The following is a 15,428-nucleotide window of genomic DNA, read 5'->3' on the forward strand; positions in this document are numbered from 1 at the left end:
AACATGACATTTGAAGAAATTTTACCAGGCTTAAAAGCAAAGAAAAAGTATGTGCGTACTGGTTGGGGAGGAGCTGAAAACTATGTCCAGCTTTTTGATACCATCGAGCAAAACGGGGTTGCCCTTGAAGTGACACCTTATTTCCTCATCAACGTATCTGGAGAAGGGGAAGGTTTTTCTATGTGGAGTCCAACCCCTTGTGATGTCCTAGCAACAGACTGGGTGGAAGTCCATGACTAAACGTGTACTCATTACGGGTGTTAGCTCAGGGATTGGCCTAGCACAGGCTCGACTCTTTTTAGAAAAAGGTTATCAGGTTTTCGGAGTGGATCAGGGTGAAAATCCTGACTTACAAGGCGACTTTCACTTTTTACAACGTGATTTAACGCTTGACTTGGAACCAATTTTTGACTGGTGCCCTCAGGTGGATATTTTGTGTAACACAGCTGGGGTTTTGGATGACTACAAGCCCTTACTAGAACAAACAGCCCAAGAAATCCAAGAGATTTTTGAAATCAACTATGTGACTCCAGTAGAGCTGACGCGATATTATCTTACTCAAATGCTGGATAATAAAAAAGGAATCATTATCAATATGTGTTCCATTGCTTCAAGCCTAGCTGGGGGTGGTGGTCACGCCTATACCTCGTCTAAACACGCCTTGGCTGGTTTTACCAAGCAATTAGCTCTAGACTATGCCGAAGCTGGTATTCAGGTCTTTGGAATCGCACCTGGTGCAGTCAAAACTGGTATGACCGCTGCGGACTTTGAACCAGGCGGACTGGCAGACTGGGTAGCAAGCGAAACACCTATCAAACGCTGGATAGAACCAGAGGAAGTGGCAGAAGTCAGCCTCTTTTTAGCAAGCGGAAAGGCAATCGCCATGCAGGGACAGATTCTGACGATTGATGGTGGTTGGTCTTTGAAGTAATATAGTTGATACTCAATGAATATGTGGAGGTGAACTATGAAAAGAGATGAGTTTGGATTTGTCTTGCCCAATCTCTACTATCAGTTTTTAACGGAGTGGAAAGAGATTGACCCCTATGAAATTGGAGATTCAGGCATCTGTTTGTATGCCAAGGAGGATCTACAGGAGCGTAATGAGACTTATCAGATTGAGGAAGTAGAGCCAGATTACTTTATGATTGGACAGGAAGGAGATTTGGCTTACTTTATTAAGAAAAATTCTGATGATTGCATTTATGAAAATGACTTGGGAGCTTTAGGTTCCTTAGAAATGCAAAAAGTTGCTAAAAACATCAATGACTTTATTGATAAGGTATTGGAAGAAGAATTGTAGAAAACTGAGGGAGTAATCATGTTTAGGATGCTTGATGAAGATTCACCGATTTCAAAAGAAGAATTTTTACAATTTGAGGAGATTCTTGGAAAGAAATTGCCAAAAACTATGTTGGACTTTTATCTCAAGTACAACGGTGGCCAGCCCCAAGTAAGGGGGGTCCACGATGAACATCACGTCTTTCCTTTCAATTCCTTTAATTCACTTGAGGAGATGAGGAAGTCTCTTACATGGTATGACGATGAGGCTATGCCTGCAGGATTTAGGGCTACAGACCTTCTCCATTTCGCCTATGATCCTGGTTCTGGCAATTACGCTCTTTCTCTAAGGGAAGAAGATTATGGTAAGGTGTATTTCTATGTCTTAGAAGAAAAAGCTGAGATCTATGGTCAATGGGCTTCTTTTGAGGAATTTTTGAACTCTTTTGTTGAAGAGTGAGATTAAAAAGGAGACGGGATGCGAAAACACCAAGAACTTTCACTAGAGCAGATAATTGAGCAGGTGCGCGTAGATCAATTGGTATCAGATGATTTTTGCCTCTATGGCAAGGAGGATGGAGAACTGGCACTGGAAAAGCTCTATTGGGTATCAGATTATCCAGATGTTGTGGAAGATCGTGATGTCTACCCAGCTGATGCAACGGATCAACATCTCCAGCTAGTCTACTATGGAGAGCAGTTGATTGATGCCCTTGCAGTCGCACTTGAGGAAAAGCCAGATGCAAGTCCCCAAGACTTGGTAGAGGCTTTGAAATATTATCAGCGGCATGATAGTTTTATGCCTTTTGATGCTGAGTAGATCTACTAGATTTATGAAGTCCTGTTACCAATAAACGCGTTCCATAAGGAGTTTAAAAATGATGGATTACGAAAAAATAAATGTAAAAATTGCCCCTTTTAGCCTGCTTGTATATGATGAGGATCCTAAAAATGTTCGAGGGTCGCTCATTTATTACCCTGATGGAGAATACAGACAGGAAGTGTTTGACACTCGAGAAGAGGAGGGATTTGAAGGAAATGGCTACGATTGGGCATCCCTAGCTTGGGTATTTTTGGAGGAAAAAATGCCTGAATTAAGCGATGCTATAGACTTTGATCCTGAAGGAAGTATGTTTTGCGCCTATTCTTCCAAGGTGGACGCCTTGGCTAAATTCGCTTTAGGATTTAAAGAATTTTGCGATGATATCGAAGCTATGAAAGACTTGTTCAGTAGAGCAGAGTTGGATTAGTTGACTAAAATCTCTTTAAATTTTTTAAAAAAGAATAGAAAGGATTTCAAATGAAGCTACCAGAAGTAGTTGAACAACTGGAAAAACATCCAGACCTACATCTCTATTTAGATAAAATTTTAAAAAAGAATAAGAAAACTCAAGCTAGCTATCTCGAATCGCTGAATCATCTGGCCTATTTACTTTATCTGGATGGTCAAGAGGAAATGACTAAAAAATTATTAGATAGGATCATACAAGTTCCATTTGAAGGGAATTATAACATTTGGACCTTTGTTGATAGCTCTCTGGTTTTATTGGCCTATCTGGAAAGAGAAAAAGAAAATCAGGTACTCGTCTATAAAAAACTCCTTTTGTCTCCGTTAGAACAAGGGGAGGAATCCACTCAAAACATAAGAAAGAGAGTTCATCAGAGATTTTTGAATGGTGATAGCTTGGAGCAAAAGCTTGCAAAAATCGAGCAAGCTTCAAGTCCTGAATCTGAGATGGAACGTCGTTTGCTATACTTGACAGATCTATTGAAGATTCACCTCTTTATTGCTGAGTCAACTTGTGAAGAGACAGATATCCAAGCAAAAATCGAAGAGAATATGGAGATACTGAAGAAGTATATCAAAGAGTATGAAATCTATAGCCTCTTTCCTTTTAAGGGATAAGGTGAGATAACAATCTTGGAGATTAAGAAAGAATAGAATATGGAAATCAAAAATCACTTTGGTGTATATGGAATCTGTCTACAAGACGGGAAATTGCTTTGCATTGAGAAAACGAGAGGACCTTATCAGCATCGTTTTGATTTACCGGGTGGTAGTCAAGAACCAGGTGAGGGGCTGACAGAAACCCTCAAGAGGGAGGTTCTGGAGGAGACAGGCTATACGCTTAGCCGTTATTCAAATCCTAGGATGTATGATGTGCTGGTTCAAGAAGAAGGGCAAGACTTCGCAGTACATCATATCATGGCCTTTTATGATATCGTACTCGATTTCGAGAGCTCTCAACAATCCCTTCCTCAGGAGGTTCTTGATGGAAGAAATGATTCAGCAAATGCAATTTGGGTCCCTATTGAGCAGATGACCCAAGAAAATGCCTCGCCTTTAGTATTAAAAGTGAGGGCAGAGTTACGAGGATTTGCAGAATTGGATATGACAAGCTATAAGAATTGGAAGGTAAAACATGCAAAATCAACTAGCTCTTAGTGGCGAAAAAATTGTTGAAAAAGTTTATCCCCATTTATTGCACCACGTCGGCTTGATTCGTGGGGAATACTTGTTGAGAGAACTAAACCAAAACATACTATTACCAAATTGTCAGCAATTTGTAAAAGATTATCTAGATACCATTTGCTCCTTGTACTCAGATGAAGAGGTTTGGTATCGTTTTTCAGAGTTAACAAATACAGAAGCTAATTGTTTAGAGGGGACTAAAGAGCATTTTGATGAAAATCATCCCCTATTTGGATATAGAGGAACTAGGCGTTTATTGGCGTGTCCGAATGAATTTCAGGCTGAGGCAAATGTCGTTACAGAAGTTTATCAAACAAATCCCAATCTGTCTGTTATTTTTCCTTTTGTCAATGATGCTGAGCAGTTAAAGCAAGCTATTAGAGTATTGCGTGAGCATGGTTTTACTGGAAAAGTCGGCACAATGATTGAATTACCGTCAGCTTATTTTGACTTGGACAGGATACTGGAAACTGGTATTACAAAGATTGTAGTGGGAATGAATGATTTGACTTCTTTTGTTTTTGCCACTGTGAGAAATAGTCAATGGCATGATATGGAAAGTCCCATTATGTTAGAAATGCTGAGACAGATGCAAGATAAAGCAAGGACGAAAAAGATAGATTTCGCCGTAGCAGGATATCTGAATGCTTCTTTCATACAAAAAATGAATCAAATGGATATCAAATGTATTATCCATTACAGTTCTATTCCAGAGATTTTTAATTTAGAGATTGACTATCCAGATCATCTCAAACGTGTAAAAGAAGAAAGTAAAAAAATACAAAGGAGCAACTTATGACACCTCAAGAAATGTGGAATGCCTACAAGCAAATTACCCCCTCTATCGGATATGAGATAGATGCCTGGGCTTTTGGGGTGGAAGCAGATCTCTTGGCAGACTTGGTTCTAAGAGGCGAAAAAACAGCAACAGCCTCAGCCTATGACCTCTACGCACTAGAGGACGAACCCCTTCCACAAGAAGGGACTTTCGATGTCATTTTAGACAGTCAAAACCAGGCTGTCTGCATTGTCGAAATTACCAAGGTTTCTGTTCAGCCCTTCTATCAAGTGTCTGCTGAGCATGCCTACAAGGAAGGCGAAGGTGACAAATCTCTGGCCTATTGGCGTCAGGTTCATGAAGACTTTTTCAAAGACTGCTTAGGAGAAGCAGGTCTGACGTTTACACCTGACAGTAAGGTGGTTTTAGAAGAATTTCGTAAGGTCTACCCCTTGTAAAAAGCAGACATAAGAAAGTTTTGGAAATCATTATTCAAAGCTTTTTCTGACTTTAAATGATAAAACGAGCAAACAAAAAGCGGACAATCATGTCCGCTTTTTTGAATCTAGCAAGTGAAGTTCTGGATAAAGTATATCAAAGATGTTTATCTTTTGAATCCCTATTCATATCCCTTCTACATTGGTTGATTATTTTTTACGATAATGTAAAACTGTTCCTACAGCTACGATAAGCATTGCAACACCAGCAACAGAAACAATTAGGCTATTACGTTCACCAGTGTTCGGAAGTCCTGGTTTGTCCCCAGTTGTTGAAACTGTTGTAGGTTCTCCAGTAGTTGTAGTGGTTGTTGAACCATTAGCTTCAGGAGTTGTTGTTTTCGAAGTTGAAGCTGTTGTATCTGCAGTTGGAGCTGTTGTCTCTGAAGTTGAACTTTCAGTAGTTGAAGTTGTTGTAGAGCTTGATTCTTCACTACTATTTTGACTAGTTGGCTCTTCAGGAGTTGTAGTAGTTGAAGTTGAAGTCTTAGGCTCTTCAGTCGTAGTTGTAGTGGATGAAGTTGTAGACTCAGGAGTCGTAGTTGTAGTAGATGAAGTTGTAGACTCAGGAGTCGTAGTTGTAGTGGATGAAGTTGTAGACTCAGGAGTCGTAGTTGTAGTAGATGAAGTTGTAGACTCAGGAGTCGTAGTTGTAGTAGATGAAGTTGTAGATTCAGGAGTCGTAGTTGTAGTAGATGAAGTTGTAGACTCAGGAGTCGTAGTTGTAGTGGATGAAGTCGTAGACTCAGTAGTTGTAGTAGTAGATGTCGTAGTCGTTGTTGAAGTTGTTGAAGTTGTTGTGGTAGTAGATGTAGTCGTTGTTGTAGTTGTTACATCACTATTGTAGACTTGTGCATCTGCTGAAGCAGCTTTGTTAACCCAAGTGTTTTCTTTGGTTACAGCTGTTTTGTGTTGATCGCTTGTAAGAGAAGCAACGTTTGTTACGCTCTTGATTTGATCAGCATGTTGTAGAAGTGTTTGATATGATAGGGTAATTTCGTCTGTAGATGTAACTTTAAATTGGTCGCTGACCTTAGTCAAATCAAGTTTAAATCCATGTTCTGTCCACTCAATGTATGGTTCTAATGCAAGACCAGACATTGATACTCCGTTGACAACTAGAGTTTTACCATTGACTTTCAAGTCAAATGATGCTGGAAGGTAAGTTCCACCTTTGAAGTATTGAGACACATCTTGACCTTTGGCAGATTTAATACGGCTATAGTCAAGTGCAGGAAGGTTGGGCATTTGGTCAGTAAAGATGATGCTTGAAGCAGCTTCTTTCTTGTCAACAGCATTGTTTACTGATATGTGCCAGAACAAGAAACCATCAGTAGTCTTATCAGTTACTTCTAGGGTATCTCTCCAGTCTGGAATTCCTGTAGGTCCCCAAATTTTTTGAGCATGTTGCAAGTTAGTGTTATCTGTACCACCAGAATTATACTTCTTAATCGGAAGTAGGACTGGTACTGGACCTTGTCCAGAACGTTTGACAATTGCAGATTCTGAACCGATTTTAATGGAGCGTTCTTGGTCTTGACCAGTGGTATTATCTCCATCCCATTTATACCAGAATGATACGTTTCCTTCGGCCCCTTTATTTCCTCCTTTTACAAAGGTGATAGTCAGAGTCTTACCATCATCTGATACTTTTCCTGTTGCAATTTCTTCGCCACTAGCGTTTTTCATTGAGCTAAAAGCAGAAGAAGCAAACTTAACGTCCTCTGGCATAGAAATCTTGAATGTATCTCCGACTTCCACACCTGAATCAATTTCCCAGTGATATGAAATCTTTTCGCCTTCAGTTTTCACTTGAGAAATCTTCACTTGGCTGGTTAATTCTTTTGCTTGGGTACTATATGCACCAATAGAAATTAGAAGTGCTAGGGCCGCAAACGCAGAAATAACAGCAAAAAATAACTTTTTCATTGTTCCTCCTTTTTATAGTTGATTTACCAAACAAGACAATTTTAGCACTAACATATTAAGCGGTCAAATAATACGACTTAACAATTTTTATAAAACATCTATAGAGTTACGTGAGATGAAAATATTGTAAAAATCATTTCAATCCTTCTTTCTATTTAAAAATATGATAAAATAGGTATGTTTGAACTAGAGCATTCGCTCAGAAATTTAGAATAGGAGAATATGATGCAAGCAGTAGAACATTATATTGAAAAATTTGTTCCTGAACATTATGATTTGTTTTTAGACTTGAGTCGTGAGACCAAGACTTTTTCAGGAAAAGTAACTATTACTGGTCAAGCTAAAAGTGACCGTATTTCCCTTCACCAAAAGGATTTGGAGATTTCTTCAGTTGAAGTAGGAGAACAAGCTCGTCCATTTACAGTTGATAACGAAAATGAAGCCCTTCATATCGAACTTGCAGAAGCAGGTTCAGTTGAATTGGTTATCGCTTTTTCAGGTAAAATCACAGACAACATGACAGGAATCTATCCATCATACTACACAGTTGATGGAGTTAAGAAGGAAGTTTTGTCGACTCAGTTTGAGAGCCACTTTGCCCGTGAAGCCTTCCCATGTGTGGATGAGCCAGAAGCTAAAGCAACCTTTGATCTAGCACTTCGCTTTGACCAAGCAGAAGGCGAACTTGCCTTGTCAAACATGCCTGAGATTGATGTTGAAAATCGCAAGGAAACTGGCATCTGGAAGTTTGAAACTACACCTCGAATGTCCTCATACTTGCTAGCCTTTGTAGCTGGTGATTTGCAAGGGGTAACTGCTACAACTAAAAACGGTACTCTCGTTGGTGTTTACTCAACCAAGGCACACCCACTTTCAAACCTGGAGTTTTCACTAGACATCGCTGTTCGTTCTATCGAATTTTACGAAGACTATTACGGAGTTAAGTATCCAATTCCTCAATCTCTTCACATCGCCCTTCCTGACTTCTCAGCAGGTGCTATGGAAAACTGGGGTCTCGTAACCTACCGTGAAGTCTACTTGGTTGTAAATGAGAACTCTACTTTTGCCAGCCGTCAACAAGTAGCTCTTGTCATTGCCCACGAGCTTGCTCACCAATGGTTCGGTAACCTCGTAACTATGAAATGGTGGGATGACCTCTGGCTCAACGAAAGCTTCGCCAACATGATGGAATACGTCTGTGTGGATGCGATTGAGCCAAGCTGGAATATCTTTGAAGATTTCCAAACAAGTGGAGTGCCAGCCGCTCTTAAACGTGATGCGACTGATGGTGTTCAGTCTGTTCACGTCGAAGTCAAACACCCAGATGAAATCAATACACTCTTTGACTCTGCAATCGTTTATGCTAAAGGAAGCCGTCTCATGCACATGCTTCGTCGTTGGCTAGGAGATGCTGATTTTGCTAAAGGCTTGCACGCTTACTTTGAAAAACACCAATACGGAAACACTATTGGTCGTGACCTTTGGAATGCCCTTGGTCAAGCATCAGGCCGTGATGTAGCAGCCTTTATGGATTCTTGGTTGGAGCAACCTGGTTATCCAGTTTTGACTGCTACAGTTGAAAATGATGTTTTGAAGATCTCACAAAAACAATTCTTCATCGGTGAACACGAAGACAAGAACCGTCTCTGGGTTGTGCCATTGAATACCAACTGGAAAGGCTTGCCTGATACACTTGAAACTGAAAGTATCGAAATCCCTGGCTACGCAGCTCTTCTTGCTGAAAATGACGGTGCTCTTCGTCTCAATACTGAAAATACAGCCCACTATATTACAGACTACCAAGGAGACTTGTTGGATGCTATTCTTGCTGACCTAGTTGAGCTTGATAACACAAGTAAACTGCAAATCGTTCAAGAACGTCGTTTGCTTGCAGAAGCAGGGCACATTTCTTATGCTGACTTGCTCCCAGTCCTTGATAAACTTGCTAAGGAAGAATCTTATCTTGTTGTTTCAGCTGTTTCTCAAGTAATTTCTGCCCTTGAACGCTTTATCGATGAAGGAACAGAAGCTGAAACAGCCTTCAAAGCATTGGTTGCTAAATTGGCTCGTCATAATTATGACCGTCTTGGTTTTGAAGCTAAAGATGGCGAATCAGATGAGGATGAATTGGTTCGTCAGTTGGCTGTTTCTATGATGATTCGCTCAAATAATGCAGAAGCTAGTCAAGTCGCTAGCCAAATCTTCGCGGCTCACAAGGATAATCTTTCAGGACTTCCAGCAGCTATTCGTTCACAAGTTCTCATCAATGAAATGAAACACCATGAGACTAAGGAATTGGTCGCAACTTATCTCGATCTTTATACTCATGCCACAGATGCCGCCTTTAAACGCCAATTGGCAGCTGCTCTTGCTTACAGTACAGATGCGAACAATATCCAAACCTTGATTGCTTCTTGGAAGGACAAATTTGTGGTTAAACCACAAGACTTGTCTGCATGGTATTACCAATTCCTAGCTCATCAAGCAACTCAGGAAACAGTTTGGTCTTGGGCGCGTGAAAACTGGGCTTGGATTAAGGCAGCCCTTGGAGGAGATATGAGCTTTGATAGCTTTGTTATCCTTCCTGCGCATGTATTTAAGACTCAGCAACGTTTGGCAGAGTACAAGGAATTCTTTGAACCGCAACTTTCTGATCTTGCTCTCAGCCGTAACATCGGTATGGGAATCAAGGAAATCGCAGCTCGTGTTGAATTGATTAAGCGTGAGAAAGCAGCGGTTGAAGCAGCTGTTGCACAATATGGCAAGGCTTAAAAACTTCTTGACTAAATAGTATATAAAAACTCAACTTTCTCATAGAAAAACAAGGAAAGTTGAGTTTTTTTTAAGATATTTTTGCTATAATGGATATAATAAGGAGGAATTTTTGATGATTAAAATTCTATTAGTGGAAGATGACCTAGGCCTGTCAAATTCAGTCTTTGATTTTTTGGATGATTTTGCAGATGTTATGCAGGTATTTGATGGCGAAGAAGGTCTCTACGAGGCTGAAAGTGGCGTTTATGACTTAATTCTATTGGACTTGATGTTGCCAGAAAAAAATGGTTTCCAAGTCTTGAAAGAATTGCGTGAAAAAGGTGTTTCGACCCCAGTTCTCATCATGACAGCCAAGGAAAGTCTTGATGACAAAGGACATGGCTTTGAGCTTGGGGCTGATGATTATCTAACCAAACCATTCTACCTAGAAGAACTCAAGATGCGTATCCAAGCCCTTCTCAAACGTTCTGGGAAATTTAACGAAAATACCTTGTCATACAGTGACTTGACAGTCAATCTATCTACCAATGAAGTGAAGGTTCAGGGTGCCTCTGTTGAGCTACTCGGTAAAGAATTTGAACTCTTGGTTTATTTCCTCCAAAACCAAAATGTCATCTTACCAAAAACTCAAATCTTTGACCGTTTATGGGGATTTGACAGCGACACAACTATTTCCGTTGTAGAAGTTTATGTATCAAAAGTTCGTAAGAAATTGAAAGGTTCAGCCTTTGCTGAAAATCTCCAAACTTTGCGTAGTGTTGGGTATATTTTAAAACATGTTTAAGAAATTAAAAAAGAATTGGTACGCAGAAGATTTCAGCTACTTTATCCGTAATTTTGGTGTTTTCACGCTGATTTTCTCTGCCATGACCTTGATTATCCTGCAGGTTATGCACTCTAGTCTCTACACATCAGTGGATGAGAAACTGCTATCTCTCAGCAAAAATCCTCAGGATATCATTCAATTGGCGGTCAATCGTGCAACTGAGGACGTAAAGGATTTGGGTAGTGGCAGTGTCACTTCAGCTTCTGATAAAAAGCCAAATGTGAGTTCCAATACTGAAGTGATTTTGCTCGATGCAAATTTGAATCAATTAGTGACTGGAAATCGCTTCTTAGGATTAGACAGAATCACTTTCAATAAAAAGGATTTAAACCATATTCGCCAACTTCATGTTATGAATAGTTACGGTCAGGATGAGATTTATCGTGTTGTCTTGACAGAAATGAATATTGATTCGGTTTCGACCAATATCAAGTATGCTGCTATCCTGATTAACACGAGCCAACTCGAGCAGATTAGTCAAAACCACGAACAGTTAATCGTGGTGGTGATGGCAAGTTTTTGGATTCTATCTATCTTGGCCAGTCTTTATCTTGCTCGTGTCAGTGTGAAACCCTTGCTTGAAAGTATGCAAAAGCAGAAGAGCTTTGTGGAAAATGCCAGTCATGAATTACGGACGCCTTTAGCAGTTCTTCAGAACCGTCTGGAAACTCTTTTTAGAAAACCAGAGGCTACCATTCTGGAGTCAAGTGAGAGCATCGCTTCTAGTTTGGAAGAAGTTCGAAATATGAAGTTTCTAACGACTAACCTCCTTAATCTAGCGCGTAGAGATGATGGAATCAAGCCAGAGTTTGGGGAAGTAGAACCTGACTTCTTTAATACTACCTTTACCAACTATGAAATGATTGCCTCCGAGAATAATCGTGTTTTTCGTTTTCAAAATCGTGTTCATCGCACCATTATCACAGATAAACTCCTTCTCAAGCAATTGATGACCATTTTGTTTGACAATGCGGTCAAGTATACAGAAGAAGAAGGCGATATTTATTTTGAGATTTCAACGACTGAACGCAGCCTCTATCTAACGGTAGCGGATAATGGTATCGGTATTTCTGCAGCCGATAAAAAGAAAATCTTTGATCGCTTTTATCGTGTTGATAAGGCCCGGACACGTCAAAAGGGTGGTTTCGGTTTAGGCTTGTCTTTAGCGAAGCAAATCGTCGATGCCCTCAAAGGCTCTATTAGTGTTAAAGATAACAAACCTAACGGAACAATTTTTGAAGTCAAGATAGCTATCTCAACACCGTCAAGACGAAAGAATAAATAAAAAAACCTTCGATTCATCGAAGGTTTTTATTTGAATTTTTTCTTGATAAAAGTGCGCTGCAATTGTAAAGCGAAAAGACTGAGGCCGATAGCCAAAGCAAATGATAAAACAGTGTTCAATTTTAGCGATAAGAACATAAAACTAAAGATAGCTAAAAAGACACAGAAGCAAGCAATGTTTACAAAAAATAGGACTTCCTTTACACTAGCAACAGAAGTACTTTCTGGAACATAATCTTGAAACTGAGCAGTTTTTATACTTTCTTGTTCTAACTCATACGGGTGTAGTTTTCTTGCGGGCATATTTCTCTCCTTAACAGTACATTACTATTTTATCATTTTTTAAAGAGAGAATTATTACAGAATGGTTACAAATTGCATAAAATCTGTTATCAAGCCAATTTCGGTTTTCTTGACATGCTTATGGGAAAATGATAGGATGAGTAAATCGTTTAACCTTTATCATTTTTTTCTATCTGATACGAGGAAAAATTTGATGATTGAAACGAATAAAAATCATACACAGATGCAAATAAATTCAATTTTCAAGTAAGGACAGAATTTTTTTAAATTGTCATCAGTCTCACTTTCCTATGTAGCTGATTTTTTGGAAATGTGGTATAATTTTCTCTATGGAAAAGATTATCATTACAGCAACTGCTGAAAGTATTGAACAAGTAAAACAGCTACTTGAAGCTGGTGTCGACCGCATTTATGTCGGTGAGAAAGATTTTGGTCTTCGTTTGCCAACGACTTTTAGTCATGATGAATTGCGTGAAATCGCAAAAATCATTCATGATGCCGGTAAGGAATTAATCGTAGCGGTCAATGCTCTTATGCACCAAGACATGATGGACCGTATCAAGCCCTTCTTGGACTTTTTAGAAGAAATCAAAACGGACTATATCACAGTTGGGGACGCAGGTGTCTTTTATGTGGTAAACCGTGAGGGCTATTCTTTCAAAACCATCTACGATGCTTCAACCATGGTCACAAGCAGTCGTCAGATTAACTTCTGGGGACAAAAGGCAGGAGCGTCAGAAGCCGTCTTGGCGCGTGAAATCCCGTCTGCAGAACTTTTCAAAATGCCTGAAATTTTAGAAATTCCAGCAGAAGTTTTGGTATATGGTGCTAGTGTGATCCACCATTCTAAGCGTCCGCTTTTGCAAAACTACTATAATTTCACTCAAATTGATGATGAAAAATCTCGTCAACGTGATTTGTTTCTAGCTGAGCCAAGTGACCCAGAGAGTCATTACTCTATTTTTGAGGACAATCATGGAACCCACATCTTTGCTAACAATGACCTTGATTTGATGACTAAGTTGACCGAATTAGTAGAGCATGGGTTTACCCACTGGAAACTGGAAGGTCTCTACACTCCAGGACAAAATTTTGTGGAAATCGCAAAACTCTTTATCCAAGCGCGCAATTTGATTCAAGAAGGGAACTTTACTCATGACCAGGCCTTCTTGCTTGATGAAGAAGTTCGCAAGCTCCATCCTAAAAATCGTTTCTTGGATACTGGTTTTTACGATTATGACCCTGATATGGTTAAGTAAACATCACAAAACCCGACATAAATTGTTCGGGTTTTTCTAGTGCAAGGATGAATTTGAAGCGTATTCATGATATAATGGAAGTAGCTCTATTTGGAGGTGTATAAGTGGAAAATCTGAAAAAAATGGCAGGGATTAAAGCTGCCGAGTTCGTCAAAGATGGTATGGTTGTCGGGCTTGGAACAGGCTCAACTGCCTACTATTTCGTAGAAGAAATAGGTCGTCGTATCAAGGAAGAGGGCTTACAGATTACAGCTGTAACGACTTCTAGTGTGACCAGCAAGCAGGCAGAAGGACTCAATATTCCTCTTAAGTCAATTGATCAAGTGGATTTTGTAGACTTAACCGTTGATGGTGCTGATGAAGTAGATAGTCAGTTTAATGGCATTAAAGGTGGTGGTGGTGCCCTTCTCATGGAGAAAGTTGTCGCAACTCCATCTAAAGAATATATCTGGGTAGTTGATGAAAGTAAGCTAGTAGAGAAACTTGGTGCCTTTAAATTACCTGTAGAGGTCGTTCAGTATGGTGCAGAACAGGTCTTTCGTCGATTTGAGCGAGCTGGCTATAAACCAAGTTTCCGTGAAAAAGATGGCCAACATTTTGTGACCGATATGCAGAACTTTATCATTGACCTAGCCTTGGATGTCATTGAAGATCCAATTGCCTTCGGGCAAGAATTGGACCATGTCGTTGGTGTCGTTGAGCATGGCTTGTTCAACCAAATGGTGGATAAGGTCATCGTTGCTGGACGAGACGGGGTTCAGATTCTAACTTCAACAAAAGCAAACTAATCAACATAATAAGGAGATACACTATGTCAAAATTTAATCGTATTCACTTGGTGGTACTGGATTCCGTGGGAATCGGTGCTGCACCAGATGCCAATAACTTTGTCAATGCAGGGGTTCCAGATGGAGCTTCTGACACACTAGGACACATTTCCAAAACAGTTGGTTTGAATGTGCCAAACATGGCTAAAATCGGTCTAGGAAATATTCCTCGCGAAACGCCTCTAAAGACTGTACCAGCTGAAAGCAATCCAACAGGATATGCAACAAAATTGGAAGAAGTATCACGCGGTAAAGATACCATGACTGGACACTGGGAAATCATGGGACTCAACATTACCGAGCCTTTCGATACTTTCTGGAACGGATTCCCAGAAGAAATCTTGACAAAGATCGAAGAATTTTCAGGACGCAAGGTCATTCGTGAAGCCAACAAACCGTACTCAGGTACAGCTGTTATCGATGATTTCGGACCTCGTCAGATGGAAACTGGGGAGTTGATTATCTATACTTCAGCTGACCCTGTTTTGCAAATTGCTGCCCACGAAGACATTATTCCTTTGGATGAATTGTACCGTATCTGTGAGTACGCTCGTTCAATTACCCTTGAGCGCCCAGCCCTTCTAGGTCGTATCATTGCCCGTCCATATGTTGGTGAACCAGGTAACTTCACTCGTACGGCAAATCGTCGTGACTTGGCCGTTTCTCCATTTGCACCAACTGTTTTGGATAAATTAAACGAAGCTGGTATCGATACTTACGCTGTTGGTAAAATCAACGATATCTTTAATGGCGCTGGTATCAATCATGATATGGGCCACAACAAGTCAAACAGCCACGGAATTGATACATTATTGAAGACCATGGGACTTGCTGAGTTTGAAAAAGGATTCTCCTTCACAAACTTGGTGGACTTTGATGCCCTTTACGGCCACCGCCGCAATGCTCATGGTTACCGTGATTGCTTGCATGAGTTCGATGAGCGCTTGCCTGAAATTATCGCAGCTATGAGAGAGGATGACCTTCTCTTGATTACTGCTGACCATGGAAATGACCCAACCTATGCAGGAACAGACCACACTCGTGAATACATCCCACTTTTGGCATACAGTCCAGCCTTCAAAGGAAATGGTTTACTTCCAGTTGGACATTTTGCAGATATCTCAGCGACAGTTGCGGATAACTTTGGTGTTGAAACTGCCATGATTGGTGAAAGTTTCTTAGATAAATTGGTATAA

The 15,428-nt window shown here is 40.1% G+C and carries 18 protein-coding genes; 16 read left to right on the forward strand and 2 right to left on the reverse strand.

From position 1 onward, the window contains the following. Window positions 1-3 precede the first annotated feature (3 nt). The 10 genes from ACVAMZ_RS03370 to ACVAMZ_RS03415 are packed head-to-tail and all read left to right on the forward strand — an operon-like array spanning window position 4 to window position 4,990. Entirely contained in the window at window positions 4-240 is a 237-nt protein-coding gene (locus tag ACVAMZ_RS03370; RefSeq protein ID WP_000141913.1) for a DUF2829 domain-containing protein, read from the forward strand. Further along, window positions 233-931, forward strand: coding sequence for a 3-oxoacyl-ACP reductase (locus tag ACVAMZ_RS03375; protein WP_461685037.1), 699 nt, complete (start codon window positions 233-235; stop codon window positions 929-931). Before ACVAMZ_RS03370 ends, ACVAMZ_RS03375 begins: the two co-directional genes overlap by 8 nt. A gap of 36 nt (window positions 932-967) precedes the next feature. Beyond that, a complete protein-coding gene (locus ACVAMZ_RS03380; RefSeq protein WP_414253798.1) occupies window positions 968-1,303 on the forward strand; it encodes a hypothetical protein in 336 nt (111 codons plus the stop codon). A gap of 18 nt (window positions 1,304-1,321) precedes the next feature. Continuing rightward, window positions 1,322-1,741, forward strand: a complete 420-nt coding sequence (locus tag ACVAMZ_RS03385) for an SMI1/KNR4 family protein (RefSeq protein WP_461685038.1) — start codon at window positions 1,322-1,324, stop codon at window positions 1,739-1,741. Between the two features lie 18 nt (window positions 1,742-1,759). Continuing rightward, on the forward strand, window positions 1,760-2,101 hold the full coding sequence (locus ACVAMZ_RS03390; protein WP_461685039.1) for a DUF7716 domain-containing protein: 342 nt from the start codon (window positions 1,760-1,762) through the stop codon (window positions 2,099-2,101). 58 nt (window positions 2,102-2,159) lie between these two features. Next, entirely contained in the window at window positions 2,160-2,531 is a 372-nt protein-coding gene (locus ACVAMZ_RS03395) for an Imm51 family immunity protein (protein ID WP_461685040.1), read from the forward strand. 50 nt (window positions 2,532-2,581) lie between these two features. Continuing rightward, window positions 2,582-3,187, forward strand: coding sequence for a DUF6707 family protein (locus tag ACVAMZ_RS03400; RefSeq protein WP_461685041.1), 606 nt, complete (start codon window positions 2,582-2,584; stop codon window positions 3,185-3,187). Window positions 3,188-3,226: 39 nt separating this feature from the next. Next, window positions 3,227-3,727, forward strand: a complete 501-nt coding sequence (locus ACVAMZ_RS03405) for an NUDIX hydrolase (RefSeq protein WP_461685042.1) — start codon at window positions 3,227-3,229, stop codon at window positions 3,725-3,727. Next, window positions 3,705-4,553 (forward strand): putative PEP-binding protein, encoded by an 849-nt coding sequence (locus ACVAMZ_RS03410; protein ID WP_461685043.1) that lies wholly within the window; start codon window positions 3,705-3,707, stop codon window positions 4,551-4,553. The genes ACVAMZ_RS03405 and ACVAMZ_RS03410 overlap by 23 nt, the downstream gene beginning before the upstream one ends. After that, complete coding sequence (locus ACVAMZ_RS03415; RefSeq protein ID WP_461685044.1) at window positions 4,550-4,990, forward strand: ASCH domain-containing protein; 441 nt, start codon at window positions 4,550-4,552, stop codon at window positions 4,988-4,990. Before ACVAMZ_RS03410 ends, ACVAMZ_RS03415 begins: the two co-directional genes overlap by 4 nt. 189 nt (window positions 4,991-5,179) lie before the next feature. Here ACVAMZ_RS03415 and ACVAMZ_RS03420 read toward each other — a convergent pair whose 3' ends face one another. After that, window positions 5,180-6,958, reverse strand: a complete 1,779-nt coding sequence (locus ACVAMZ_RS03420; protein WP_461685045.1) for an LPXTG cell wall anchor domain-containing protein — start codon at window positions 6,956-6,958, stop codon at window positions 5,180-5,182. Window positions 6,959-7,183: 225 nt separating this feature from the next. On the opposite strand from ACVAMZ_RS03420, the gene ACVAMZ_RS03425 reads away from it, so the two are divergent. From ACVAMZ_RS03425 to ACVAMZ_RS03435, 3 genes are all read left to right on the forward strand, one after another. Next, complete coding sequence (locus ACVAMZ_RS03425; RefSeq protein WP_461685046.1) at window positions 7,184-9,730, forward strand: M1 family metallopeptidase; 2,547 nt, start codon at window positions 7,184-7,186, stop codon at window positions 9,728-9,730. A gap of 115 nt (window positions 9,731-9,845) precedes the next feature. Continuing rightward, window positions 9,846-10,517: a response regulator transcription factor gene (locus ACVAMZ_RS03430; protein WP_461685047.1), complete on the forward strand. Its 672-nt coding sequence runs from the start codon at window positions 9,846-9,848 to the stop codon at window positions 10,515-10,517. Next, a complete protein-coding gene (locus tag ACVAMZ_RS03435; RefSeq protein WP_461685048.1) occupies window positions 10,510-11,844 on the forward strand; it encodes a sensor histidine kinase in 1,335 nt (444 codons plus the stop codon). Before ACVAMZ_RS03430 ends, ACVAMZ_RS03435 begins: the two co-directional genes overlap by 8 nt. Window positions 11,845-11,870: 26 nt before the next feature. Here the strand turns inward: ACVAMZ_RS03435 and ACVAMZ_RS03440 are convergent, their stop codons facing one another. Beyond that, window positions 11,871-12,146, reverse strand: a complete 276-nt coding sequence (locus tag ACVAMZ_RS03440) for a DUF3270 family protein (RefSeq protein ID WP_461685049.1) — start codon at window positions 12,144-12,146, stop codon at window positions 11,871-11,873. 329 nt (window positions 12,147-12,475) lie between these two features. Here ACVAMZ_RS03440 and ACVAMZ_RS03445 point away from each other — a divergent pair, with 329 nt between their 5' ends. From ACVAMZ_RS03445 to ACVAMZ_RS03455, 3 genes are all read left to right on the forward strand, one after another. Then, the gene (locus tag ACVAMZ_RS03445; RefSeq protein WP_461685050.1) at window positions 12,476-13,405 is read left to right on the forward strand and encodes a peptidase U32 family protein; all 930 of its coding nucleotides are present in this window, start codon (window positions 12,476-12,478) and stop codon (window positions 13,403-13,405) included. Between the two features lie 104 nt (window positions 13,406-13,509). Further along, window positions 13,510-14,193: a ribose-5-phosphate isomerase RpiA gene (rpiA, locus tag ACVAMZ_RS03450; protein WP_461685051.1), complete on the forward strand. Its 684-nt coding sequence runs from the start codon at window positions 13,510-13,512 to the stop codon at window positions 14,191-14,193. 23 nt (window positions 14,194-14,216) lie between these two features. Continuing rightward, the gene (locus ACVAMZ_RS03455; protein ID WP_461685052.1) at window positions 14,217-15,428 is read left to right on the forward strand and encodes a phosphopentomutase; all 1,212 of its coding nucleotides are present in this window, start codon (window positions 14,217-14,219) and stop codon (window positions 15,426-15,428) included.

The sequence above is a fragment of the Streptococcus sp. KHUD_017 genome (assembly GCF_054861245.1).